The following is a 24,132-nucleotide window of genomic DNA, read 5'->3' on the forward strand; positions in this document are numbered from 1 at the left end:
CGGCCCCCGGCGGGGGGGGGGGGGGGGCTCCCCCCCGCCCCCCCCCCGCGGCCCTACACCCGCCGCGGCCCCCCGCTTCACCCCCGCGCCGCGGCCCCCCTGTGTGGCGCCCCCCCCCTCTTCCGTTTCCGGCCCCGCCTATCGGGGCCGGTAGAGCGGAACCCTTATCTCCCGGCGTCCTGATAGGCCTTGACCGCGGCCTCCAGCTCGTCGAGCGCCCGGCCGAAGTCCTCGAAATTACCGGTGCGCATCGCGGTGCGTACCGCCTCGATCTTGCGGTTCAGCTCGGCCGCGGCGGCATTCTGCGCCGCCGAACCCGTAGCCGCCGGCGGCGGAGCGGTACCCCCGTTGGTGCCGGCGCCCTGATTCTCGGGCCGGTCCTCCGTGTCGGCCGGTGGCGGTGTGGCGCCGGGGCTGGGCCGGGTGGCCGGATCACCGCCCGACGGGGTCGCCAGCGCGCCCGCGCCGGGCAGGACCTGATTCAGCGCATCGGCCAGGGTCGAGCCGTAGCCGACCTTCACACTTCCGGCCTGGTCGCGGTAGCTCACCAGTACGCGCAGCAGCTGGGGGAACGTCGCGGTGTTCTGGCCGGTATTGCGCTCGTTGTAGAACGGCTCGACGTAGAGGATCCCGCCGTCGGCCACGGGCAAGGTCAGCAGATTGCCATATCTGATCTTGTTCGAGTTCGACAGCAGGGTCTTCTCCTGGGAGACCTGGGGTGCCGTCGTCATGGTGTTCTGCGTCTGCTGCGGACCTTGGGTCTGGGTATCGGTCGGTAGCTGCAGAATTCTGAACTTGCCGTAACCCTCGGGGTCGGAGTTCACCGATATATAGGACGACAGGAACTGCCGGTTGTACCCGACCATCGCGCTGGTCAGGTTGAACACCGGCTTGGCGGTCTTCGGATCACCGAGCAGCACGTAGTAGGGCGGCTGGCTGGCCGAGACACCCTCCACCGTCGGATCGGCGGGCACCGACCAGAAGGCGTTGTTGGTGAAGAACTCGCGCGGATCGTCCACGTGGTACTTCGTGAGCATCTCGCGCTGGACCTTGAACAGATCCTCCGGGTAGCGGAAGTGCGCGCGCAGCTCGGGGCTGATCTCGCTCTCCGGGTTCACCGCGTCCGGGAACACCCCGCGCCAGGCCTTCAGGACCGGGTCGGTGGGGTCGGTCTCGTACAGTTCGACGGTGCCGTCGTAGGCATCGACGGTCGCCTTCACCGAGTTGCGGATATAACTGACCTCTTTACGCGGCAGCAGCCGGCCGGTGCGCTGGTCGATACTGTCCTCGATCGCGCCCTCCAGCGAGGTGGTCTGCGCGTACGGGTAGTTGTCCAGTGTGGTGTAGGCATCCACGATCCACTTGATCCGGCCGTCGACCACCGCGGGGTAGGCGTTGCCGTCCGTGGTGAGCCACGGCGCGACCTTCTGCACCCGGTCGCGGGGCGAACGGTTGTAGAGAATCTTCGAATCGCCGCTGATCGCCGAGGAGAACAAGATATTGCGTTCGGCGTACTTGGCGGCGAAGGCCAGCCGGTTGAACCAGTTGCCGATCGGCACACCACCGGCGCCGTCGTAGGTGAACCGCGCCTGGTCGGTGTCGTACTCGCGGGGTTCCTGGCCCTCCTCGGTACCGACGATCGCGTAGTCGGGGTCGGACTGCGAGATCAGCTCACCGTAGTAGATCCGCGGCTGCTGAACTTTGATCCGCTGCTGATCCTGCGGGGTGAACAGATCGCTGACCAGGAAGATCGGGTACCCGGAGTCGCTGCTACCGCCCGCGGCGTTGGGGTCCTCGGATTGCGGCCGGTTGACCCGGTTCGCGGGTGCGGCGACGAAGCCGTTGCCGTGGGTGTAGACGGTGTGCTTGTTGATCCAGTCGGTCTGGTTACCGCTCAGGGTGGCCGGCGAGAGCTCGCGGGCCGCGACGATGTAGTCCTGGACCTGGCCGTTGATCTCGTACCGGTCGATATCGAGTTCCTCGGGGAAGCCGTAGAAATTCTTCAACTGGCGCAGCTGGGTGAAGGTCGGCGACAGGATGTTGGGGTCGAGCAGCCGGGCGTTGGCGATGGTGGCATGGTCGACCGGCACGTTCACCGGGTTCTTACTGCTCTCACCCTTGTAGTCGACGTATTCGATCTTGTCGTCGGTGATTCCGTAGGCGTGCCGGGTGGCATCGATATTGCGCTCGATGTACTCGCTCTCCTTCTCCGCGGCGTTCGGGCGCACGGAGAACTGCTCGACCATCAGCGGCCACACCGCCCCGACCAGCACCGACGAGAGCACCAGCAGCGCCGCCGCCATCGCGGGAACCCGCAGATCACGCAATACGATCCCGGCGAAGAACGCGATCGCGCAGATGATCGCGATGGACATCAGGATCAGCTTGGCCGGCAGCACCGCGTTGATATCGGTGAACGAGCCACCGTTGAAGGTGGGCTCCTTGCGGCTGCTCATCAGCAGCTGATACCGGTCGAACCAGTACGCGACGGCCTTGAGCAGAACGAAGGTTCCGGCCAGCGCCGCGAGCTGGATCCGCGCGGGGGCGGTGAGTACGCCCTCGCGTCCGGTCAGCCGCAGGCCACCGAAGATGTAGTGGGTCACCAGGTTTGCGAAGAACGCGATCACCACGGCGACGAACAGCCAGTTCAGCACCATCCGGTAGAACGGCAGATCGAAGGCGTAGAAACCGACGTCGAGGCCGAACTGCGGTTCCGTACGCCCGAACGACCCGCCGTGCAGGAACAGCTGAACCGTCACCCAGTTCGACTGCGCCACCAACCCGGACAGCACACCCAGCAGCGCCGGGATACCGAGCCCGAACAACTTCAGGCGGCTCAGCACCGTGGTGCGGTAGCGCGCGATCGGATCGCCGGCGCCGGAGGTCGGCACGAACACCGGACGGGATCGGTAGGCCAGCAGCAACGCCAGCCAGACGATGGCGCCGACCACCAGTGCGACCGCCAGGAAGATCGCGACCCTGGTCAGCAGAACGGTCAGGTAGACGCCACGGAAATCCACCTCCCCGAACCACAACCAGTTCGTGTAGGTGTCGACGAGCCGCGGCCCTACCAACAGCAGTGCGGCCAGCACCACCGCCGCGACCAGCAGCAGACGGCTGCGCCGGGACAGCGAGGGTAAACCGGCTTGGGGGCGCATGCCCACGATGCCACTCTCCAGGGTCCGGCGGCGGGCGAACCGGTAGCGCCACCGGCCGCTGCGCCGCAGTCCGAATTGTTGCGGGTCGGGTCCGTACGGACCCTCAGCGCCCACTTTACGGAAAACGGACATCTTCGCGACCGCAGGGTTGCGCGGTGTCGCGGCGGCGGATGCGAGGATGGACCGGTGAGCGCCGACCTGCATGCCGAAATCGTCCTTGCCCGTTCCGTCCACGAGGTCGCCGAGTTCGTGGACGCCGAGGGCTGGGGCAGAGCGCCGCAGATGTTCGCGCTGGTGCGAACCGCTGATCTGGTCGCCGCCGAACCCGCGCTCATCGATCAGGTCGACGCCACCGACGAACTCACTCCGGTGGCCCAGGATCCACTGCCCGACTCGGTGGCCGCCGGAACCATGCCGCTGGACGAGTTCCTGGCCACCACCAGCTGGCCGCCCGCCGTGGCCGGTTGTGTGCTGGTGCAGGAGATCGTCGTCCTGCCGCCGGATGCCGAGGACGCGCTCGACGATGCCCTGACACCGCTGCTGGCCGACGCCGATGCCGCCGACGCCGCCGGCCGGGCCGCCGCGCACGCGCATCCCGAACGTCGCGACGCGCGCCTGTTCGCCGCGGCGCTACGCAGCGGAAACAGCCTGTGCCTGTTGCAGTTACGTCCGGAAGACGAAGACGAGGAAGCGGACGCACTGGACCTGCGCACCTACCCGAACCTCGCCCCGAACCTGGTCGAGGCGCTGCGGCATACGCTGGAGGAGTCCGGCGACTGAGCGCCGCCCGGCGATCCACCCGTCGCCCCGGCGCGGGCGGCGGGGCGGTGCCGGCGCTAGCTACAGCTCGGCGCCTGCCCGCCCGCCGCAAGATCCTCCAGGGCCTGTACGGCACCGGCCAGAGTCTCCACCCGCACCAGCCGCAGGCCGTCCGGAACCCGCTGGATCGCCTCGTTGCAGTTACCTGCCGGCACCAGGAAGGTTTCGGCACCCGCCTCGCGGGCAGCCATCATCTTGTACTGGATACCGCCGATCGCGCCGACCTTGCCGTTCTCGTCGATGGTTCCGGTGCCGGCCACGAACGAGCCACCGTCCAGATCACCGGGACTCAGCTTCTCCACCAGCGCCAGGCTGAACATCAGACCGGCGGACGGCCCGCCGATATCGGGCAGGTAGAACTCGACCTTCATCGGCGGCGCCGCGGCCTCGGTGGTGGTCACGCCGAGAAAGCCTTTGGCGGGGTCGTCCGGGCGGGCACCGAGAGTGACGTTCACCGTCTGTTCGGCACCGTCGCGCCGGATCACCATCGGCAGCACAGTCCCGGGTGGCTGATTCGACACCGCGGCGACGACATCGGCCGGGGTGGAAATCGGGGTGCCGTTCACGCTGACGATCTGGTCGTCCGGGCGCAGCACATCGCGGGCCGGGGCCTGCTCGGCCACCTCGTGCACCAGCACCGCGGTCGGCAGGTTGAGCTGGCGCATCGCCGCCACCTCGGCATTGCTCTCCGAGGTGCTGAACTCCTGCTCGTTGGACTTGTCGACTTCCTCGCGGGTGAGCCCGGGCGGATACACCTCGGCGCGCGGCACGATGCCGTGCCGCCCACTGACCCAGAAACCGAGAGCCTCGAACAGCGTCAGGCCGTCACGCATGGCGATCGTGGTCATATTGAGGTGCCCGGCGGTGCGGTCCACCTCGGCCCCGGTGACCTCGACGACCTCGCGTCCCTCGAACTTCCCCAGCGTGTCGTGCGTGGGTCCGGGTCCGAGCGCGACAAAAGGCACCGTGTACACGCTGCCGATCACGCCGAGCAGCACAACGGGGACCAGGGCGACCAGCAGCGTGATGATCCGACGATTCACTCGGTCAACACTAGCGATCCGAACCCGCCCGGCACCGACAGGCACGCGCGGGTCACCGCAACGTGCCCTCTCCGGGCCGGCCCGAGGTCACGATCCCGCGCAGCGCTCAGGCCAGCCGGGCGAGGGCCTGCTTGACCTCGGCCAGCGACGGGTTCGTCGCGGTCGACCCGTCGGCGAACTTCACGGTGGGGACCACATGGTTGCCGTTGTTCACGCTGCCCACGAACTCCGCCGAGGCCGGATCCTCCTCGATATCGATCTCGACATAGCTGATCCCGGCCTCTTTCAGCTGGGTTTTCAACCGGCGGCAGTAGCCGCACCAAGTCGTGGAGTACATGGTCAGATCGGGCGTCGAATCACTCACGCCTGAAACCAACGCAGTAAAGGGCCCGGGTGTTCCGTCTCGGTAGCCGGAGAGATCGCGCGGGTGCGGCCCACGCTCCGCCGGCCGCAGCGAGCGGCGCCGCCACTGTCCGTGGCCTCGGCCGCAGCGCATCCGAGGGGTCGCGCACTCGCAAGCGGCACAAGCACCGGGTGAGCCTCGCGACAGCCGGGCGCAGGGGCTGCCGACCTGTCCGGCGGCCTGTGCACAATGGACGCGTGGCCGCCCTCGATCTCTCCGCGCTGGATCCGGAGCAGGCCGCCGCCGTTCGCGCGCCGCGGGGGCCGGTCTGTGTGCTCGCGGGTGCCGGTACCGGCAAGACGCGCACCATCACCTACCGCATCGCGCATCTGGTGGCGGCCGGGCAGGTGCGCGCCGACCAGGTGCTGGCGGTCACCTTCACCGCGCGGGCGGCGGGCGAACTCCGGAGCCGACTGCGCACCCTCGGTTTGGGCGACGCGGCGAATACCGTGCAGGCCCGCACTTTTCACGCGGCCGCACTGCGCCAGCTGCGGTACTTCTGGCCGCAGGTGGTGGGCGAGGTGCCGTGGCGGCTGCTGGACAGCAAGTTTCCGGTGGTCGCCCAGGCCGCGAACCGGGTGGGGCTCGCCTCGGGCACCGACAGCGTCAAGGATCTGCTGACCGAGATCGAATGGGCCAAATCCGCGCTGATCGCGCCCGAGGACTACGCGGCCGCCGCCACCACTCGCCGCCGCGATATCCCCTTTCCGGCGGCGCGGATCGGCGAGGTCTACGCAACCTACGAATCGCTGAAGACCACACCCGAGGGCGTACTGCTCGATTTCGACGATCTGCTGCTGCACACCGCCGCCGCGCTCGAGGACTATCCGGCGGTCGCCGACGAGTTCCGCGAACGGTACCGCTGTTTCGTCGTCGACGAGTACCAGGACGTCACTCCGCTACAGCAGCGGGTGCTGGATGCCTGGCTCGGCGACCGCGACGACCTCACCGTGGTGGGTGACGCCAACCAGACCATCTATTCCTTCACCGGCGCCAGCCCCGGCTATCTGCTCGACTTCTCCCGCCGCTACCCGGACGCCACCGTGGTGCGCCTGGAACGCGACTACCGGTCCACGCCGCAGGTGGTCGATCTCGCCAACCGGGTGATCGGGATGGCGAAGGGCCGTATCGCCGGGACCCGGCTGCAATTGATCGGACAGCGCGCCGACGGGCCGGAACCCGAGTTCGCCGAATACCCCGACCTGCACGCGGAGGCCGCGGCGGTGGCCCGCCGCGTCGGCGAACTGCTGGCCGGCGGCACCGCGGCCGCCGAGATCGCCGTGCTGTACCGGATCAATGCCCAATCGGAGGCCTACGAGCAGGCGCTCACCGAGCACGGTATCGCCTACCAGGTACGCGGTGGGGAAATGTTCTTCCAGCGCCCGGAGGTCCGGCAGGCGGTGGCGGAACTACACAAGACGGCGGCCCGCGACGATCTGCCCGCCGCGGCGCGCACCGGCGAACAACTGGTCACCCTGGTCCGGGCGGCACTGGCCCGGATCGGGCTCACCGCCACCGCCCCGGCCGGGGCGCAGGCCCGGCAGCGCTGGGAATCGCTGGTCGCGCTGGTACGCCTCACCGAGGAACTCACCGGGCAACAACCCGCGCTGGACCCGCCGGGATTGCTCCGGGAACTCGCGGCCCGCGCCGAGGCGCGTCACCCACCGACCGTGCAGGGTGTGACCCTGGCGTCGTTACACGCGGCCAAGGGGCTGGAATGGGACGCGGTGTTCCTGGTCGGGCTCACCGACGGCACCCTGCCGATCACCTATGTGCTGGGCGGCGACGGAGCGGTCACCGATCCGGCCGCGCTCGAGGAGGAACGCCGGCTGTTCTACGTCGGGGTCACGCGGGCGCGGATCCACCTGTACCTGTCCTGGGCACTGTCCCGCGGTGACGGTGACCGCCGCAGCCGGCGGCGCTCCCGGTTCCTCACCGGCCTGATCCCCGAGGAGTCCCCGGCCTCCCGGATCGCCACACCCACCCGGACCGGTACCGCGGCACCGCGGCCGGTGTGCCGGGTATGCGGCCGGGTGCTGCTCGATCCGGAAGGCCTGCTGCTCCGCCGCTGCAAAACCTGTGCGGGCGAACCGGATCTGGAACTACTCGGGGCCCTTCAGGATTGGCGCCGAGAGAAGGCCGCCGAGCTCGCGGTGGATCCGCGCGGCATCCTCGGAATCAACACTCTCACCGCGATTGCCGAACAACTGCCCGCGGACGAGGCTGGGCTGGCGGCGCTCGGGGTGGGCGAGGCGAAGCTGCGGCAGTACGGCGCCGAGGTCCTGGCGATCGTCGGGTCTCGGCGGCGGGCCCTGCCGAAGCCGTAGCACGACGCCCCGCAAAACCGCAGGTAGAAAATAGGTTGTCGAGCCCGGCGAGATTGCATATGGTGGGAATCGCGCTCGGGAGGGTACATCCACGCGCACCATTGGAATATTTCGGATCACGAGTACAGGAGGGAGGCAGACAGATGAACGGCATGACGAATTACGGAATCGTCACCGTAATCCCGAATACGCGGTTGTCGGCTGTCTCCCGGGGGTTCCTCGCTCTGCAGGGGACCGGCCCGTCCTGCATCGATCGTTTCGGTGCGCAGCCGCGTATGCGCTATTCGCACCAGCCGAACATCGTCGAACAGCAGGACCAGTCCGTCGCGATCTGGCACCCGGCAGCTGCCTTCGCAGCCGCCGGCTCTCTCGCTATCGATCCCGCCGCAGCACCCGCGGTGGCCGATAAGCGAGAGGCAAGCCTCCGCAAAGGACACCACGCGACCGTGAACAGGCGGCCCGACCGCCGACCAGGTTAGGGGTATCACCCCGAACCTCCTGGCCACGGGTCGCACATGCGAAACCGTGGCCATTTTTCTGGCCTTCAGCTCACAAGGCATCGGTTTCGCAGCACGAACACCGAACCGCTGCACAACAAGCTGAAGGAGAACGACGTGGTCACCACCACCCAGAGTCGGCCACCGGCCACTACTGACGTGGCATGTCGCACCGTGGCAACCGATCCCGGAACTCAGCCGCTGACCACCCTGCCCTGCCGGGCGGGTGATCCGGATCTCTGGTTCGCCGAAAGCCCGGTCCAGCTGGAGCAGGCCAAGGCGCTGTGCGCGTCCTGCCCGATCCGTAAGGGCTGCCTGAGCGCGGCCATCGATCGCCGGGAGCCGTGGGGTGTCTGGGGCGGGGAGATCTTCGACCAGGGGGTCGTCATCGCCCGTAAGCGCCCGCGGGGCCGGCCGCGCAAGGTCGCCAGCTGTGTCTGAGCCGCCCGCGGATACGTGCCGGCACCGGAAACGCGGCCCCCGCCGGCGTATCGGGGCGGCCAGCGTAACCGCCCCCCGCTGCGGTGCCCCTTGGGGGGCCTCGTTCGCGTTTCAGGCGCTATCGCGTTCTTCCCGGAAGCCGGGCAGCCACCGCGCGGCCAGTTGTATGAACGGCACTTCGGCATCGAGCTGGGCGCAGATACCGATCGATCCGCCCAGCACGCGGAAGATCATGACGTATTCGGCGGGCAGGATCATCGCACGCGCGGTTTTCATTTCCGGCGAGGAGTAGTCGGTGGCCTTACCCGCCACGCGCTGCATCCACCGGCGGGTGAAGTGGAACGACTCGGAGCGGATGGGATCGGTGAACGGCCGCAGATAGTCCGCGATCTCCTGTTCGGTGAGAGTTTTTCCGGGCAACACCCAGCCGTTGGCGTGCAACAGTTCCGCCAGTTCGCCGTACTCCTCGGCCACGGCCAGCGCGAGTATCCGGCCCAGCAGTTCGGGAAAACCACCCGGTAGCGGCGCGCAGGCGCCGTAGTCGATCACCGCGAGCTTGCCCTCGGGGGTGATCATGAAATTGCCCGGATGCGGATCGGCGTGCAGCAGGCCGACGATCTCGGGTGCCGAGAAATGGAAGCGGCCCATCAGCCCGGCCACCCGGTTACGCAGAACACGGGTGCCCTCCGGATCGGCCTCGCCCGCGGCGATGATGGCGGAAACCGGTGTGCCGTCGAGCCATTCGCTGACGATGACCTTGGGCGCGCTCGCGACCACCTTGGGCACCACGAATTCCGGATGCCCCTCGTAGGCCTTGCTGAAGGCTCGCTGGTTGGCGGCCTCGTTGCGGTAGTCCAGTTCTTCTTCGGTGCGTTCGGTGATCTCGGCGAGCAGCGGTTTCACATCGGCGCCGGGAATCACCTTCGCGAACAGGCCGGTCATCCGGTTCAGGGTCCGCAGGTCGGCGCGCAACGCCTCGTCCGCGCCGGGGTACTGCACCTTCACCGCGACCGGGCGGCCGTCCGACCACACCGCCTTGTGCACCTGGCCGATACTGGCCGAGGCGGCCGGGGTGTCGTCGAACGATTCGAACCGCTTGCGCCAGTCGGTGCCGAGTTGCTGATCGAGGACCCGGTGCACCGTCGCGGCGGGCATCGGCGGGGCCGCGGCCTGCAGTTTGGTGAGCGCCTCGCGATAGTGCTCGCCGAACTCCTCGGGAACCGCGGCCTCCATCACACTGAGCGCCTGGCCGAACTTCATGGCGCCGCCCTTGAGCTCACCCAGGACGGTGAACAGCTGTTCGGCCGCCTTCTGGTTCAGCTCCGTGTTGATCTCCTTGCGATCGCCACCCGCGAGTTTGCGACCGAAACCGACGGCGGCACGGCCCGCCACACCGAGCGGAATCTTGGCTAACTTCGCATTGCGGGACATGGGCCGGCGCACGATCTCAGACACTCCCCCATCATGGCCGACGGAGCGGCTGATCTGCCATGGAAAACCGAAGAGATTTACCACCACGGCGAGAAGTGTGATTGCTATCACAACACATCCTGTCTCCGCGGTGGAGTGCAGCCGCATCGTGCGTGCGGCGACCACGAGCGGCGGGTCAGCTCGCGGGTGGCGAGGTCGAGCTCGAGCGTGCCGTCGAGGGTTTCCGGTGCCGAACCCGGCTCACAGGCGACGATGGTTTCCAGCTCACCGAGCGCGAGAGCGGTAACGGCCGCGATCCCGGCCGGGCTCGCATGCCCCATCCGGCCGTACAACTGCGCGGCCAACCGGGGCCATTCCGCATCCCGGTCGGCCCGGGCGAGATCGGCACAGCGCAGGCAACTCGTCTCCCCGGGCAGTACCAGCGGCCCGACCACGCCCTTGCCGTCACGCAGGCGCACGGCCAGATGCGCGATCCCGGCCCGGAACAATTCGCGGACCAGGCACGGATCGGGTATCAGCGCATCGGCCAGCACAACCAGGTCGGCCGGCGCGACCGCGCGGCGGGTCTCGCCACGATGGTCGCGCGACCGCGCGGCCCGGATACCCGCGACGCGCAGCCCGGCACTGATTGCCTCCGCGAGTGGGCCGGTCCCGTGTATTCGGATGGTCTGCACAGAACCGCTCGGCTGCGGTGGGTGAACGACCAGACCCGCCGCATCGATCACTTCGAACAGGGCCGTAGCCGGTTGCGGCTCGAGCCCGAGGGTACGCGCCTGCCAGATGATCGCAGGCCGGCTGTTCAGGCCGTCGAGTAGTCGGAGGAACCCGAGGACCTGCTGGGTTTCCAGGCCCGGGGCATCGCACAGTACGGCGGTGTCGGGATCCCAGCCGAGCTGGACCTGGCCGGTGGAACGCACCAGGATCGGTACCCGGGGATGCAACAGCGGGCCGCGTGGCCGAAGCGTCGTCATGCCCGAAGTATGCGATAGCCGTTGCGGCGCAAGAGGTTCCGCAGGCGGGTTATCCACAGGTTTGCAGCCTGTGGATAACCCGGATCTGCCCAGGTTGCGCGCGCTCCCCGAGACCGCGACAGCGACGCGCGGAAATTGACGCGCAACAGACGACGGAGTTGTGCGACGCGGCAGATTTCGACGGGAAGCGGGCGGTTACTCCTTGCCGGGCCCGGGCTCCTCCGGGCCGGACGATTCGTCGTCGGCCTGCTCGCCGGGAGTCTGCGGGCTGCCGCCCGCCTGCTCGCGTTCGGCGGCTTCGGTGGCGGCCAGCTGGGCCAGCGGATCGTCGAAGGCACCCGCCCCGCCGCCGATCACCGAATCGATGAAACCGGCGGGTGCGTCCAGGTCGGCCGAATCGGGCAGCAGATCGGGGTGGGCCCAGACACCGTCGCGGGCTCGGATCCCGGCGTCGTCGGTCAAGCGTTGCCACAGGGTGGCGGCCTCCCGCAGTTTACGGGGGCGCAGTTCCAGGCCGACGAGGGTGGCGAAAGTCTGTTCGGCAGGGCCGCCGGTGGCACGGCGGCGGCGCAGTGTCTCGGCCAGTGCACCCGCACCCGGCAGCCGTTCGCCGACGGCCGCGGCGACGACCACCTGGACCCACCCCTCGATCAGCGCGAGCAAGGTCTCCAGCCGGTCCAGCGCCTGCTTTTGCTCCGGTGTGGTCTGCGGTTCGAAACTGCCCTGGGACAGGATCTCCTCGAGTTTGCTCGGATCGGTCAGCGCCGAGGGGTCGAGATCGCGGGCGGCTTCTTCGAGCGCGGAGAAGTCCATGGTGATACCGCGGGCGTAATCCTCCACGGCACCGAGCACCTGCTGGCGCAGCCACGGGACGTGCACGAACAATCTCTGGTGCGCGACCTCACGAGCGGCGAGGAACACCATGATTTCGCTCTCGGGCTGTTCCAGGCCCTCGCTGAACTGTGAGATCGCGGTGGGCAGCAGCGCCGCCGTACCGGCCGGACCCAGCGGCAGGCCGATATCGGTGCCGGTGAGCACCTCCTTGGCCAGCTGGCCGAGCGCTTGGCCGAGCTGCGAACCGAAGGCCAACCCGCCCATCTGACCCAGCATCCCCATCATGGGACCGGCCATTTCGCGGGCCTCCTCGGGGAGCCCGGCGGTCCACATACCGGAGATCTGCTGGGCGACCGGATCGCACAGGCGCTGCCAGGTGGGCAGCGTTTTCTCGATCCAGTCGTTGGCAGTCCAGGCCACGGTGCTCGTCGCACCGGCCGGGAAGGTGGTCGCGTCGTCGAGCCACAGTTCGGCCAGATGCGCGGCATCGGCGACGGCGGCCGCGGTGCCGCTGGTGACCGGCGGAACGGTTTTCCCCAGCTGCTGGCGGGCCAGCCGCTTGGCCACGTCGTAGTTCACCGGCCCGGCGTCACCACCGGCCACACCCTGACCCATACCGCTGAGCATCTGCCCCAGCGAGGTGAGCATCTGCCCCAGTGCCGCCGGATCGAAACCGGCCCCGCCGGCGCCGAAATCGAACGGGTTGTTACCGCCACCCGGTTTGTCACCGCGATTGCGGTCGTCGTCATCGCCGCCCTGGGAGAATCCGAACGGAAAATCGCTCATTACGCCTCACCCGCCGATACGACGTCCGGGTGGTGTCCGGGGAGCGCGCGCGCACCGGGCGAGCCGGCCGGCGCTTCGTGAAGCTGCATGTTGTCCATAGTAGGCGCGGCGAACCGGCCGGTCCGCCATACCCGGGGCCGCTTCGCGCTGGGTGAACACCCTCCCGGCAGCCACGAAGCGATCCGGCACCTGTGTGTTCGCCGCCGGGCAGCGACCCCACGCCATCCGATCAGTCGGCCGGGCTCGCGGCGACCCAGGACTCCACAATCGTGCGGGCGATCGAGACCGCGCCGGGGAGCAGCAACTTCGCCTCACCGGAATCGGTGTCCAGACCCGTACCGGGACGAGCCGGCCAGCCGCCGGCCGCCAGCGCCGCTCGCACCTCGGCGCGGGTGAACCAGTGCGCTTCGGCGATCTCACCGTCGGAGAACTCCAGCGGCTGCGTGGGATCGGCCAGCGCGCTGAAGCCGAGCATCAGCGACCTCGGGAACGGCCAGGGCTGGCTGCCGAGGTAGCGGATCTCGCGCACGTCGAGGCCCACTTCCTCGCGCATCTCCCGTTCGACGCACCGTTCCAGCGATTCGCCCGCCTCCACGAAACCGGCCAGCAGCGAGAACATGGTCGGCGGCCAACTGCTCTGGCGGGCGAGAAGCACCCTGTCGCCACCGTCGTGGATGAGACAGATCACCGCCGGATCGGTGCGCGGGAAATCCTCGCGGCCGTCCTCGGTGACCCGGGACCAGCCCGCCTTCGCGGAGACCATGGGGCTGCCGTCCGCGCCGTGGAAGGCGGCGCCGGCATGCCAGTTGATCAGCGCGAGCGCGGTGGACAGGACCCCGGCGGTGAAATCGTCGAGCGGCTCGTCGGCGAGTTGACGCAGATCACGCAGCTCGCCGGTGAGCTCACGATCGCGGACCGCCCACAGGTGCACCTCGTCGCGGACCCCCAGGAAGACAGCGTCCGGGCTCGGTTCGTCCGACAGCTCGAGGGCGGATTCCCACACGAGTTCGCCGGATTCGTAGCGCACCGCACCGCGGCGGCCCACCCGGAGCAGCCGGGCGCTCGCCCAGCCCTCCTTCAGCGCGTGCGCGTCGCCGCGCAGATGGTCGGCGCGGTCGAGCGCCGAACGGGACAGCAGAGGGATCTGGTTGAGCTCGAATAACGCCACGTCTCGAGACTATCGCGGCCCGATAAACGGCGTGTCCGGGTCAGCGAGCTCGCCGGATATAGAGCAGTTTGTCCCCGTTCTCCAGGGCATCGGAGGCGGGTTCGCCGACCCGGATCAGCTCGCCGGCGCGCACCACGCCCAGCACGATATCGCTGAGATGCCGCGGCGAACCGCCGACCTCGTTCGGTTCTACTTCCCGTTCGGCGACCGCGAAACCGTGTTCGGGGGTGAGCAGATCCTCCATCATCTCCACCACGCTCGGGGTGGTGGTGGCGATACCGAGCAACCGGCCGGTGGTCTCCGAGGACACCACCACCGAATCGGCGCCCGATTGGCGCAGTAGATGGGTGTTCTCCGATTCCCGGATCGAGGCGACGATCTTGGCTTTCTTGGTGAGCTCCCGGGCGGTCAGGGTGACCAGGACCGCGGTGTCGTCGCGATTGGCGGCCACGATCACCGAGGCGGCGTTCTGCACGCCGGCCAGCCGCAGTACATCGGACTGGGTGGCCGTCCCGTGCACGGTGACCAGGCCGGCGGTCGCGGCGGCCTCCAGCGCCACCGCGTCGGTATCGACGACGACGATATCGGCAGGTTGTACGCCGTCGCCGAGCATGGCGTCGATAGCGGTCCGGCCCTTGGTGCCGTACCCGACGACGACGGTGTGATTACGCACGGTGCGCCTCCAACGCTGGATCTTCAAGGCCTGGCGGGAACGTTCGGTGAGCACCGCCAGGGTGGTGCCGACCAGGACGATGAGGAACAGCACACGCAGCGGTGTGATGACGAAGATGTTCACCAGCCGGGCCGACGGACTGGCCGGGGTGATATCGCCGTATCCGGTCGTGGACAGCGATACGGTCGCGTAGTAGAACGAGTCGAGCAGCGTCACCGAGCCGTCGGCGTTGTCGTTGTAACCGTCACGTCCGATATACACGACGATCGCGGCCGTGCACAGCAGGCCGATCGCGAACAGCACCCGGCGCGTGAGCGAAATCCACGGGCTGTTCTGCACCTCCGGAATACGCAATACCCCGACCAGCGCGAAATCCGGCCGGTCGGTGGCCCGCGGCGCCCGCCCGCCCAGCTGGGCGAACCGGGCGCTGATCGGGGCTACCACCGGCCACCCCGGGATTTCGTCTTCCGTAGTCCCTCCGACACAGCTCGGGAGCCTACCCGCTCACTTCCGCAGGCGCCGGGCCGCGCGCCCGAAGGTCACCGGACCCGCGGACACCGGGCAACCACCGGCCGGCCCGCATCCCGAGACCCTGTCGCGGAACACCGTATTCGCCACCACGGCACCGGCCTCGGCCCCCGCGACGGCACGCCCGGCGCACACGACCATCCGCCACCGCACCGACTCCTGCGGGCTGCTTCGCCACTGCCGCCCCTCCCCCGGAACGGCGCCACCGCGTCACCGCCACGGGCCCGCACCGCTACTGCGGCCGATTCCTCTGGGCTCCACCTGCGCTGTGACCGTGTACTCCCGGCACGGCACCGGCCTTCGAGCCGGTCCGGCAGCGCCGTCCGGCGCCGTGCTGCGGGCTGGGCCCGGCCGGGCTCCGCGCATTACCGTGTGCGGTATGGCACAAGACCAACCCGCCGGCGTGACCGATACCGGCCGCACCCCCGCTCTGCGGCTGGCCGCGCTGCTCCTCGGCGCCGGGGTCATGCATTTCGTGGCGCCGAAGCCGTTCGATTCCATCGTGCCGCCGCAATTGCCGGGGAAGGCGCGTTCTTATACATACTGGTCCGGGGTGGCCGAAATCGGGGTCGGCACCGCGTTGTTGATCCCGCGCACCCGCCGGCTCGGCGGCCGGCTGGCGGCGTTGCTGTTCATCGCGGTGTTCCCCGCCAATATCCAGTTCACGGCGGATTCGGTGCGCAATCCGAAAGCACCGTGGGCACTGAAAGCGATCTCGGTGCTCCGTCTGCCCCTGCAACTGCCGATGATCACCCAGGCACTGGCTGTCAGCCGGCGCACACCGCGCCGCTGAATCGGCCGCCCGCGCGGCTGCGGTTGCCCGGAGAACCACGGGTCGGCGCCGGGCACCGGCGCACCGCAACGAACCGCGGGGCCGGCGCCGGAAACCGCGGGCCCCAGCCGAGCCTCGAAAATCTCGTGGTGGCGAGCGCAATACGGATCGCCACTATTGCCCGGATTTCTCGCCGGGAAATTCGGCGCCCGGCGGGCCCGATGTACTCATGAGCAGTTCGGCGAGCTCCGCGGGTCCGGGTAGCCGGTCGGGGGAGACGGTGCGGCCGGTGTGCACATAGTGGAACGCGGCGCCTACTCGCCGCAGCACCTGTTCTTCGTCTTCCCCCGTCCTGGCCGCCAGCAGGCGGGCCCAGGCCAGCCGGTAGACGGCCAGCTGCATCGCGACCGCGGGTTCGTCGGCCGGGCCCGGTTCGGCGCCGGTCTTCCAGTCGACGACGGTCCAGCGGTCGCCGGGTTCGGCGAAGACGGCATCCATCCGGCCGCGGATCACGATGCCGGCGATGGTGGTTTCGAAGGGCACCTCGATATCGATCGGGCGGCGCGCGGACCACGGAGAGGAGAGGAACGCCTCCTGCATGCGGGCCAGCTCCACATCGGCGGCGGCCCCGGCGTCGGCCGCGCCCGGCAGATCGTCGAGTCCGGGCAGCTGATCGGTGGCGAACCAGCGCTGCACCCAGGCGTGGAAGGCGGTGCCGCGGCGTGCCAGCGGATTCGGCGGATAGGGCAGCGGGCGGCGCAGCCGGGCGGCGAGTTTGCCCGGGTCGGCACGCATTTCGACCAGGGCCGTGGCGGGTAGCTGGCTGGGCAGTTCCACCTCGGTGACAGTGGCCGCCGCCGACCGGTATTCGGCGAGCAGGGCATCGACATCGGCGATCCAGCCGTCCGGGTCGGCATCGGTTTCCGGTTCCGGCTCCCCGGCGGCCAGTTCGGACAGCGCGGCGTGCACCAGCGCGGCGCCCTCCTCGATATCGGACCGGCGGGCGCCCAGGGGGTCGTCGGGCCAGGCCGCGGTATCGGGCAGGGCGGCCAGCGGATTGGGTTCCCCCGGTTCGGGTTCGTCCGCCCAGTGCGCGATCCGGACCCCGCTGCCGGGTAGTTCGGCGGCGGCCTTCACCTCGAGCAGGAATTCCGACGGGCCCTTCGGTTTGTCGCCGGATTCGGGCCAGTGGTGCGCGGAGACCAGCAGTACGCGTTCGGTGCGGGTGAGCGCGACATAGAACAGCCGGCGGTCCTCGTCGAGCCGGCGCCGTTGCAGGGCCTGTTTATGCGCGGTGAGACACCGCTGCAGGTCGGCACGGTCGGCGCAATCGGACAGGTCGAGCACCGGGACCCCGTCCGGCGCGTCCGTGGTGGCGCGGTCGCCGCGCAGCGAGGTCGGGAGTTCGGCCAGCGCGCCGAGCCAGGTGTTCACCCCGCGCGTCGACGGGAACACCTCCTTGCAGATATGCGGGACCGCCACCACTTCCCATTCCAGCCCTTTCGCGGCGTGCACGGTGAGCACCTGAACCCGATCCGGGGCGACCTCCACCTCGCCGGGTTCCAGCCCGTTCTCCACCGATTCCGCCGCCGCCAGGAAAGCGAGCAGACCGCCGAGGGTGGCCCCGCTGTCGGCGGCGTAGCCGGCCACGACCTCGGCGAACGCATCGAGATGCTCCCGGCCGGCACCGGAACCGGCCAGCGCCCGGCGGGCCTGGGCCTCGACACCGACCCCGATGGTGCGCTCCACATCGGCGACCAGTTCGGTCAACGGCTGTCCGGCCCGTTCCCGCAGCATCGCCAGTTCCCGGCCCAATGCCGTGATCCGGCGGTAGCCGGCGGCCGAATAGCGTTGCGCGGGACCCGGATCGGCGATCGCGTCGGCCAGCCCGGCACGTTCGGCGGGTTCGGGTGCCACCTCGCGCAGCGCCGCGGCCAATGCTGCGGAATCGGTGATATCGCCGCCGGGCTCGTGCCCGATCGACAACTCCCGGGCGCGGCGGGCCAGGGCGGCCAGATCGGCGACACCGAGGCGCCAGCGGGCGCCGGTGAGGATTCGCACCGCCGCGCTGCCGGCTCCGGGGTCGGCGATGAGGCGCAGGGTCGCGACGATATCGGCGACCTCCGGTGTTGCCAGCAGCCCGCCGAGACCGACGATCTCGACCGGCAGCCCCTGCGCGCGCAGCTGTTCGGCGAGTTCGGCGGCATCGGCGTTGCGGCGGATCAGTACCGCGGAGGTCGGCGGCGGCCGCTGCTCGTCGCGAGCCCGCGCCCATTCCGCGGCGATCCGCTCGGCGACCCAGCGGCGTTCGTCGGTCACCGTCGGGCACAACGCCAGCGCGAGATCTCCGGGTGTCGCATCCGGTTTCGCCCGCAACTCGTCCACCGTGACCCCACCGCTCGCCCGGGCCGCGGCGCGCAACGGTTCGACCACCGAATTGGCCAGCCGCAGCGCTTCCGGTGGGTTGCGCCAGCTGGTGAGCAGCGGCAGGACGGGTGCCGGGTCACCGGTGCCCTGTGGGAAATCGGTGGTGAACCGGGGCAGATTGGCGGCCGAGGCGCCGCGCCAGCCGTAGATCGACTGCATGGGGTCGCCGACCGCGGTCACCGCCAACGGGCGGGGCTCGGTGCGCCGCGGCCCGCCGCGGCCGGTGGTGAACCCGGTACCGAACAGGGCGGAGAGCAGAATCCGCTGGGCGTGGCCGGTGTCCTGGTATTCGTCGAGCAGGACCAGCCGGAATCGCGCGCGCTCGGCGACCGCGACCTCACGATGGTCGGCCGCCAGCCGCGCGGCCAGCGACATCTGCGCCCCGAAATCCAGGGCACCGCGCTGATACAGGGTCTCGCGCAGTTGCTCGACCAAGGGCAGCAACGCGACCCGCTCACGCTGGGCCCGCAGAATCCCGAGCAGTTCTTTGTTCGGCCCGCCGCGCTGCCGCGGGCCGGGCGGCAGGGTGTGCACGAGTTTCTCCAGCTCCGCATGGGCGTGCGTCAGCTCGTCGGGCTCCACCAGATGTTCGGCGAGTTGCCCGGACAGGGCGAGCACCGCCTCGGTGACGGTCAGCGGTGAGCGGTCGGTCTCCAGGTCGCCGTCCCAGCCGCGCACCACCTGATGCGCGAGCTGCCACAGCTGGGTTTCGGTGAGCAGCGCCGCCGACGGTTCCACGGGCAGCAGCAGCCCGTGTTCGCCGAGCAGCCGGCCGGCGTACGAGTGGTAGGTGCTGATCTCGGGTTCCGCACCGGTCAGGATGGCGCGCAGCTCGCCGGTGGGGTCGAGATCGCGTAACAACCGCGACCCGGCGAGCCGGGCCAGCCTCGTCCGGATACGGGCGGTGAGTTGCTGCGCGGCCTTGCGGGTGAAGGTGAGACCCAGTACCTCCTCCGGGGTGACGAGACGGTTGGCCACCATCCAGACGACCCGGGCCGCCATCGTCTCCGTTTTACCCGCACCCGCCCCCGCCACCACCAGCATCGGGCCCGGCGGCGCGGCGATCACCGCGGCCTGTTCCGCGGTGGGCCGGGGCAGGCCGAGCGCGTCGGCCAGCTGCTCCGGCGTGACCCGGGCGCTCACTCCTCGGTCACCTGACGTCCGGCGTCCTGGATCGGGCAACTGTTCTTCACCGAGCAGTGGCGGCAGCCGTCGTTGCGGATCGCCAGGAACTCCGGGCCGGCGGTGGCCGCCGCGGCGGCATGGATGGTTTCGCGCCAGGTCTCGAGCGATTCGGCGTCGAGCGCGGGCTGGACCCGTTCCTTCGCGACCCCGTCGGCCGCAGGTAGACCGACGTACACCAGCCGGGCGCCACCGGGTTCGGGATCGGCGGCGGTCGCGTCGAGCGCACCGGCCGCGGCCGCGACCTGGTAGGTCGCCAGCTGGGCGTGCTGGGCGGCACCGGCCCCGCTGACCGGGTTCTTCCCGGTTTTCACATCGACGATCACGAAACGGCCCGCGGCATCGCGTTCGAGCCGATCGATCCGGCCGCGGATACGCACCGGCGGCGCGTCCGGGCCGCGGCCCGGCAGGACACAGTCGACGGGCACCTCGATACCGGCCTGGGTGAGTTCGTGCCGGGTCGTGCGCACCCAGGCGACGAACGCGTCCAGCATGGCCTCGGTGCGGCGCAGCTCCTGCCGGGAATGCCAGCTCGATTCGGGATCGATACCGGTCCAGCTGCGGGCGAGTTCGGCGCGCACCTGGTCGAGCGGGACCCGGCCGGCCAGCGCCTGCACCAGCGTGTGCACCAGGGTGCCCTTGACGGCGTGCGGGTTGTCACCGTCCGATCCACCGTGACGTTCCAGCGCCCACCGCAGCGGGCAGGTACGCAGCAGTTCCACGGTCGACGGCGACAGCGCGACCGGGTCGTCACCGTCCCACAGGGTTTCGGTGGAGCTGAGTTCGCCGACGCCGTACCAATCGCCGGGTGCTGTCCCCGGGATACCCGCCAGCGCGAGCCGCGCCAGCTGTCCGGCGGCGCGGCGGCGGCGTTCGTCGCCCGCGCCGGGATCGCAGACGGCCGCGCGGAGTTCGGCGATCAACGCGTGCAGAGCCAGCACCCGGCCCGGTTCGGCGATCGGCAGCGCGCCGGGTTCCCCGTCCGATTCGCCGCCGAGCAGTTCGGCCAGAAATCGCGACGGCACCAGGTCGCGTTCACCGGTCACCGATTCCACGGCGGTGACCAGCAACGATCGCCGCGCGCGGCTGCACGCGAGGAACAACAGCCGGCGTTCGTCGGCCAGGATCGGCGCCGTGCGGCTGACCCGCTCGGTGATCCCGGCGACCTGGTCCACCAGATCCTCGGTGTGCAGCAGCGTGCCCCGCGGGCGTGGATCGGGCCAGATCCCCTCCTGCACCCCGGCGACCGCGACGACCTCCCATTCCCGCCCCGCCGCGGCATGCGCGCTGAGCAGGTCGACGGCGTCGTCCTGCCGTGAGCGAGCCGCCCTGTCCTGCGCGATCTGCTGCTGGGTGAGGTATTCGACGAACCCCTCGATGGTCGCGCCGGGTAGCCGGTCGGTGTAGGCGGCCGCGGCATCGAACAGCGCGACGGCCGCATCGAGGTCGCGATCGGCCTGCATCCCGGCGGCCCCGCCGCGCTCGGACTGCGCCAGCCAGCGCTTCTCCAGCCGCGACGCGGTCCACAGCGCCCACAGCACATCCTCGAGCCCGCCACCCTCGCGCCGGACCCGGCGGGCGCGGTCCAGCGCCCGCAGCACCCGATTCAGGGGTGCGATCTCGACCTCGGTGAGCCCGGCGAGGATTCGTTCGTCCCCCGAACCGAGGAGCAGGTCGCGCAGGATATCCACCGAGGGCCGGTCGGCGATCCGCCCGGCGGTCGTGCCGGCATCGCTGCCGGTTCCACGGCCGCCGCTCGAAGACACGGACGCTCGGTCGTCGCGGCCCGCGTCACCACGGTCACCCGCAGTGCGGCCGGCAGATCCGTACGCGGTGCCGGCGGGATTCGCGGGCGGCCGGGCCGCGGGGCCATTGTTGTCAGCCGCATCGCCGATCCGGTCCTCGGCCTGACCGGCGCGCAGGTATTCCGTCGTAGCACCACCGTTGCCGCGTGTACGCACGGTTCGACCCACCGCAAGGGTACGGTCGGCCGCAGAATGGCGGTCCGGGTCCGTGTGACCGGTCTCGCCCGCCCCGGACTCGGAGCTGTGTTCACCGCCAGTTGGGGGTACGAGCCCGGCATCGCCTGCCGGGGCGTCCGCAGTGTCCGGCTCGTCCACGTCCCGCTCGTCCGGGCTCCGCTCGGCCATGCTCCGCGCGCCCGGGTTCGACTCACCCGGGTCCCGCTCACCCAGGTACGACTCACCCGAGTCCCGCTCCCCCGAGCTCCGCTCGTCCATGCTCCGCGCGCCCAGGTCCAGCCCACCCGGGTCCCGCCCACCGAGGCTCTGCTCGCCCAGGTCCGGCTCACCCCGATCCCACTCGTCCGGATCCCGCTCGTCCGCCGGGAGCCGCGCCCCCTCGCGCTCCTGCGGCGTAGGCCGCCGCATATCGTCGGCGTCCGGTGGTGGTTCGGGCTCCTCGTCCGGGCGGTCGGGCGGCAGCCCGTCCCAGGGGTCGGTGTAGATGTGGTCGTCGTCGAGACCGAACCAGTCCGCGTCCTCGGCGTAGCGGTCCGGGTCGGCCGCGGACGTGATCGGCTCGGGAGCGGGGTCCGGGTAGTCGTCCGGGCGTTGTCCCTGAGCCGATTCGGGGTCGGGGATCGGCGGCTCGTCATCCGGGGCCGGCGCCCCGAGTTCGAGGCCCGGTGCTTCCCCGAATTCAGGGCCCGGTGCTTCCGCGGGGTCGGCGGTGGTGCCGGGTGTAGCGGACGACCCGGAGTCCGGTGCAGACCGGGTGAGTTCCAGAGTCGTACGCCGGATCCCGCGGCGCAGCCGGCGCAGGCTGATCTGATCGGCGCCGCCCAGCGGACCGGCCAGCAGGTCGAGTGCTTCGTCGGGGCCGAACAGCGACTCGGTCGAGCCGGTTCCCCGGCGGGCCGCCTCACCCGCGAGGACAGCGCGCAGTGCGAGCAGCATCCAGGCGGCGCCGCGGCGGCGGGCCAACGGGGTGTCGTTCGCCGGCTGGCGGACCGGTACCCCGGCCGCGAGCAGTGCCCGGCGCAGCGGCGGGAGCAGCAGCGGCACCGATCGCACGATCACGGCCATCCGCGACCACGGCACACCGTCGGTGAGGTGCGCACGCCGCAGGTGGTCGGCGATCAGCGATGCCTCCTTGGCCGGGCTGCCGAGTACTCGCACCCGGATCTGACCGGAATCCCGGTCGGCGCGCTCCTCGGGACCGAGATCGGCGAGGGTGGTGCGGTGGGCGGCGGTACCGGGCAGCCGGGCGGCGATCCGCGCGGCGGCGGTGTGCACGGCGGGACCGCTGCGGTGGTTGGTGTGCAGGACGATCCGCCGCGATACCGGAACCTCGAGGTCGGTGAGGAAGCGCGGGTCGGCGCCGCGGAAGGTGTAGACGGCCTGGTCGGGGTCGCCGGCGATCACGGTGGTCCCCGCCCCCGCGGCGAGGACCCGGATCAGCAGCGCGGCCTGCGGGTCCAGGTGCTGGGCGTCGTCCACCAGCAGGTAGCGCAGCCGGGCGCGTTCGGCGGCGAGCAGTTCGGGGTCGCCGGCGAGTGCGTCGAGCGCGGCCCCCACCAGCTCCGCGGCGTTCAGCGCGGGCGCCGAGGCCTCCGGCGCCGCCAGCCCGACCGACCAGCGCAGCAGCATCGCCTGCTCGTAGCGCAGCGCGAACCGGCCGGCGGCCACCCAGTCGGGCCGGTCCTGGCGGCGCCCCAGGTCGATCAGGTCCTCGGGGCCCAGGCCGCGTTCGGTGGCGCGCAACATCAGGTCGCGTAGTTCGTCGGCGAAACCGCTGAGACTCAGCGCGGGCTGTAGCCGCCGGGGCCACAGGTCGTGGGCTCCGGCGGCGATATCGGCCAGATCGCCGCGCAGCATTTCCCGCAGGACCGCGTCCTGTTCGGCGCCGGTGAGCAGCCGCGGCGGCGGATTACCGTGCCGCGCGGCCTGGCGGCGGAGAATGCCGAAAGCGTAGGAGTGGATCGTGCGGGCCAGCGGTTCCCGCGTCGCACCCGCGACCGCGGGGCCGGGAACAAACGGGTCGCTCCCTGCCGACGGCGAGGTCGCGGTATCCGATGTGCCGGCCGCGGGCCCCTCGGCAGCCGAGGCGGCGAGCAGGTCACCGCCGGCTCGTGCGGCGGCCGGATGGCCGGCCCCGGACGTATCGGCGTCGGCCCCGCGAGCCGCCGGGTGATCGGCCCCGGCGGTACGCCGCGGCGACTCGTTCCCGGCGGTGATCGGGTCCTCGGCGGCGCCGAGCGGGAGGGTGGGTTCCGGATCTTCGAGCGGGAACAGGGCCGGGCCGGCGAGACCGTGGGCGTCGGGACCGGTATCGAAGACGGGGGCGCAGACATCCCAGTGCGTCAGGCGCTCGGTGAGGGCATCGCGCGCGGCGGCCGCGGCCTGCTTCGAATGGGTGAGCAACAGCACGGATTCCGGATCGGCCCCGGCGGCGATCCGCGCGGCCGCCACATCGACCAGCAGCGCCGATTTACCCGTTCCCGGCCCGCCGAGCACCCGCCACAACCGGCCCGGCCCCGATTGCGCGGTGGTTGCCGGCGCCTCGGCGAACAGCGCGCGAATACCGGCGCCCCAGGTCCGAGCCCGGGGAGCCGCGGTTCTCCGGCGCACCAGCCGCACCGGCCTATCCGAACGCACCACGACCGCTATTGCAACAGACGGGGCCGACACCGCCGGTACCACGTCGGCAC

15 protein-coding genes are annotated in these 24,132 nt (G+C 70.4%); 5 read left to right on the top strand and 10 right to left on the bottom strand.

Annotated elements, in window-relative coordinates; translation table 11 throughout:
- Positions 1–164: 164 nt before the first annotated feature.
- Complete coding sequence (locus QH276_RS29875) at positions 165–3,164, bottom strand: UPF0182 family protein (RefSeq protein ID WP_280399916.1); 3,000 nt, start codon at positions 3,162–3,164, stop codon at positions 165–167.
- Between the two features lie 180 nt (positions 3,165–3,344).
- Here QH276_RS29875 and QH276_RS29880 point away from each other — a divergent pair, with 180 nt between their 5' ends.
- Complete coding sequence (locus QH276_RS29880; RefSeq protein ID WP_280399911.1) at positions 3,345–3,938, top strand: PPA1309 family protein; 594 nt, start codon at positions 3,345–3,347, stop codon at positions 3,936–3,938.
- Positions 3,939–3,994: 56 nt separating this feature from the next.
- Here QH276_RS29880 and QH276_RS29885 read toward each other — a convergent pair whose 3' ends face one another.
- Positions 3,995–5,020 (bottom strand): YlbL family protein, encoded by a 1,026-nt coding sequence (locus QH276_RS29885; protein ID WP_280399912.1) that lies wholly within the window; start codon positions 5,018–5,020, stop codon positions 3,995–3,997.
- A 106-nt stretch (positions 5,021–5,126) separates the two neighbouring features.
- The gene (locus QH276_RS29890; protein ID WP_063129630.1) at positions 5,127–5,357 is read right to left on the bottom strand and encodes a mycoredoxin; all 231 of its coding nucleotides are present in this window, start codon (positions 5,355–5,357) and stop codon (positions 5,127–5,129) included.
- A 263-nt stretch (positions 5,358–5,620) separates the two neighbouring features.
- On the opposite strand from QH276_RS29890, the gene QH276_RS29895 reads away from it, so the two are divergent.
- From QH276_RS29895 to QH276_RS29905, 3 genes are all read left to right on the top strand, one after another.
- A complete protein-coding gene (locus tag QH276_RS29895) occupies positions 5,621–7,750 on the top strand; it encodes an ATP-dependent DNA helicase UvrD2 (RefSeq protein WP_280399913.1) in 2,130 nt (709 codons plus the stop codon).
- 143 nt (positions 7,751–7,893) lie between these two features.
- Positions 7,894–8,229 (top strand): hypothetical protein, encoded by a 336-nt coding sequence (locus QH276_RS29900; protein WP_280399914.1) that lies wholly within the window; start codon positions 7,894–7,896, stop codon positions 8,227–8,229.
- 177 nt (positions 8,230–8,406) lie between these two features.
- Positions 8,407–8,688, top strand: coding sequence for a WhiB family transcriptional regulator (locus tag QH276_RS29905; protein ID WP_348536962.1), 282 nt, complete (start codon positions 8,407–8,409; stop codon positions 8,686–8,688).
- Between the two features lie 111 nt (positions 8,689–8,799).
- Here QH276_RS29905 and QH276_RS29910 read toward each other — a convergent pair whose 3' ends face one another.
- From QH276_RS29910 to QH276_RS29930, 5 genes are all read right to left on the bottom strand, one after another.
- Positions 8,800–10,143, bottom strand: a complete 1,344-nt coding sequence (locus tag QH276_RS29910; RefSeq protein WP_432278582.1) for an ABC1 kinase family protein — start codon at positions 10,141–10,143, stop codon at positions 8,800–8,802.
- A gap of 83 nt (positions 10,144–10,226) precedes the next feature.
- Entirely contained in the window at positions 10,227–11,090 is an 864-nt protein-coding gene (locus QH276_RS29915; protein ID WP_280397863.1) for a TOMM precursor leader peptide-binding protein, read from the bottom strand.
- Positions 11,091–11,285: 195 nt separating this feature from the next.
- Positions 11,286–12,710 carry a zinc-dependent metalloprotease gene (locus QH276_RS29920; protein ID WP_280397864.1) on the bottom strand — a complete coding sequence of 475 codons (1,425 nt, stop codon included), beginning with the start codon at positions 12,708–12,710 and terminating at the stop codon, positions 11,286–11,288.
- A gap of 229 nt (positions 12,711–12,939) precedes the next feature.
- A complete protein-coding gene (nudC, locus tag QH276_RS29925; RefSeq protein ID WP_280397865.1) occupies positions 12,940–13,878 on the bottom strand; it encodes an NAD(+) diphosphatase in 939 nt (312 codons plus the stop codon).
- A gap of 40 nt (positions 13,879–13,918) precedes the next feature.
- Positions 13,919–14,995, bottom strand: a complete 1,077-nt coding sequence (locus QH276_RS29930) for a potassium channel family protein (RefSeq protein WP_280397866.1) — start codon at positions 14,993–14,995, stop codon at positions 13,919–13,921.
- 463 nt (positions 14,996–15,458) lie between these two features.
- On the opposite strand from QH276_RS29930, the gene QH276_RS29935 reads away from it, so the two are divergent.
- Positions 15,459–15,872 (top strand): DoxX family protein, encoded by a 414-nt coding sequence (locus tag QH276_RS29935; RefSeq protein ID WP_280397867.1) that lies wholly within the window; start codon positions 15,459–15,461, stop codon positions 15,870–15,872.
- Positions 15,873–16,025: 153 nt separating this feature from the next.
- Here the strand turns inward: QH276_RS29935 and QH276_RS29940 are convergent, their stop codons facing one another.
- Together QH276_RS29940 and QH276_RS29945 are read right to left on the bottom strand one after the other, a co-directional pair.
- On the bottom strand, positions 16,026–19,421 hold the full coding sequence (locus QH276_RS29940; RefSeq protein WP_280397868.1) for an ATP-dependent DNA helicase: 3,396 nt from the start codon (positions 19,419–19,421) through the stop codon (positions 16,026–16,028).
- On the bottom strand, positions 19,418–23,947 hold the full coding sequence (locus QH276_RS29945; protein WP_432278585.1) for a PD-(D/E)XK nuclease family protein: 4,530 nt from the start codon (positions 23,945–23,947) through the stop codon (positions 19,418–19,420). Before QH276_RS29945 ends, QH276_RS29940 begins: the two co-directional genes overlap by 4 nt.
- Positions 23,948–24,132: the final 185 nt, after the last annotated feature.

The sequence above is a fragment of the Nocardia carnea genome (assembly GCF_029869215.1).
GTDB lineage: Bacteria > Actinomycetota > Actinomycetes > Mycobacteriales > Mycobacteriaceae > Nocardia > Nocardia carnea_B.

Excerpts from the sequence above, each read along its gene's own strand:
- QH276_RS29890 (WP_063129630.1), bottom strand. The coding sequence starts at position 5,357 with ATGTACTCCACGACTTGGTGCGGCTACTGCCGCCGGTTGAAAACCCAG.
- QH276_RS29900 (WP_280399914.1), top strand. The coding sequence starts at position 7,894 with ATGAACGGCATGACGAATTACGGAATCGTCACCGTAATCCCGAATACG.
- QH276_RS29915 (WP_280397863.1), bottom strand. The coding sequence starts at position 11,090 with ATGACGACGCTTCGGCCACGCGGCCCGCTGTTGCATCCCCGGGTACCG.
- QH276_RS29920 (WP_280397864.1), bottom strand. The coding sequence starts at position 12,710 with ATGAGCGATTTTCCGTTCGGATTCTCCCAGGGCGGCGATGACGACGAC.
- QH276_RS29935 (WP_280397867.1), top strand. The coding sequence starts at position 15,459 with ATGGCACAAGACCAACCCGCCGGCGTGACCGATACCGGCCGCACCCCC.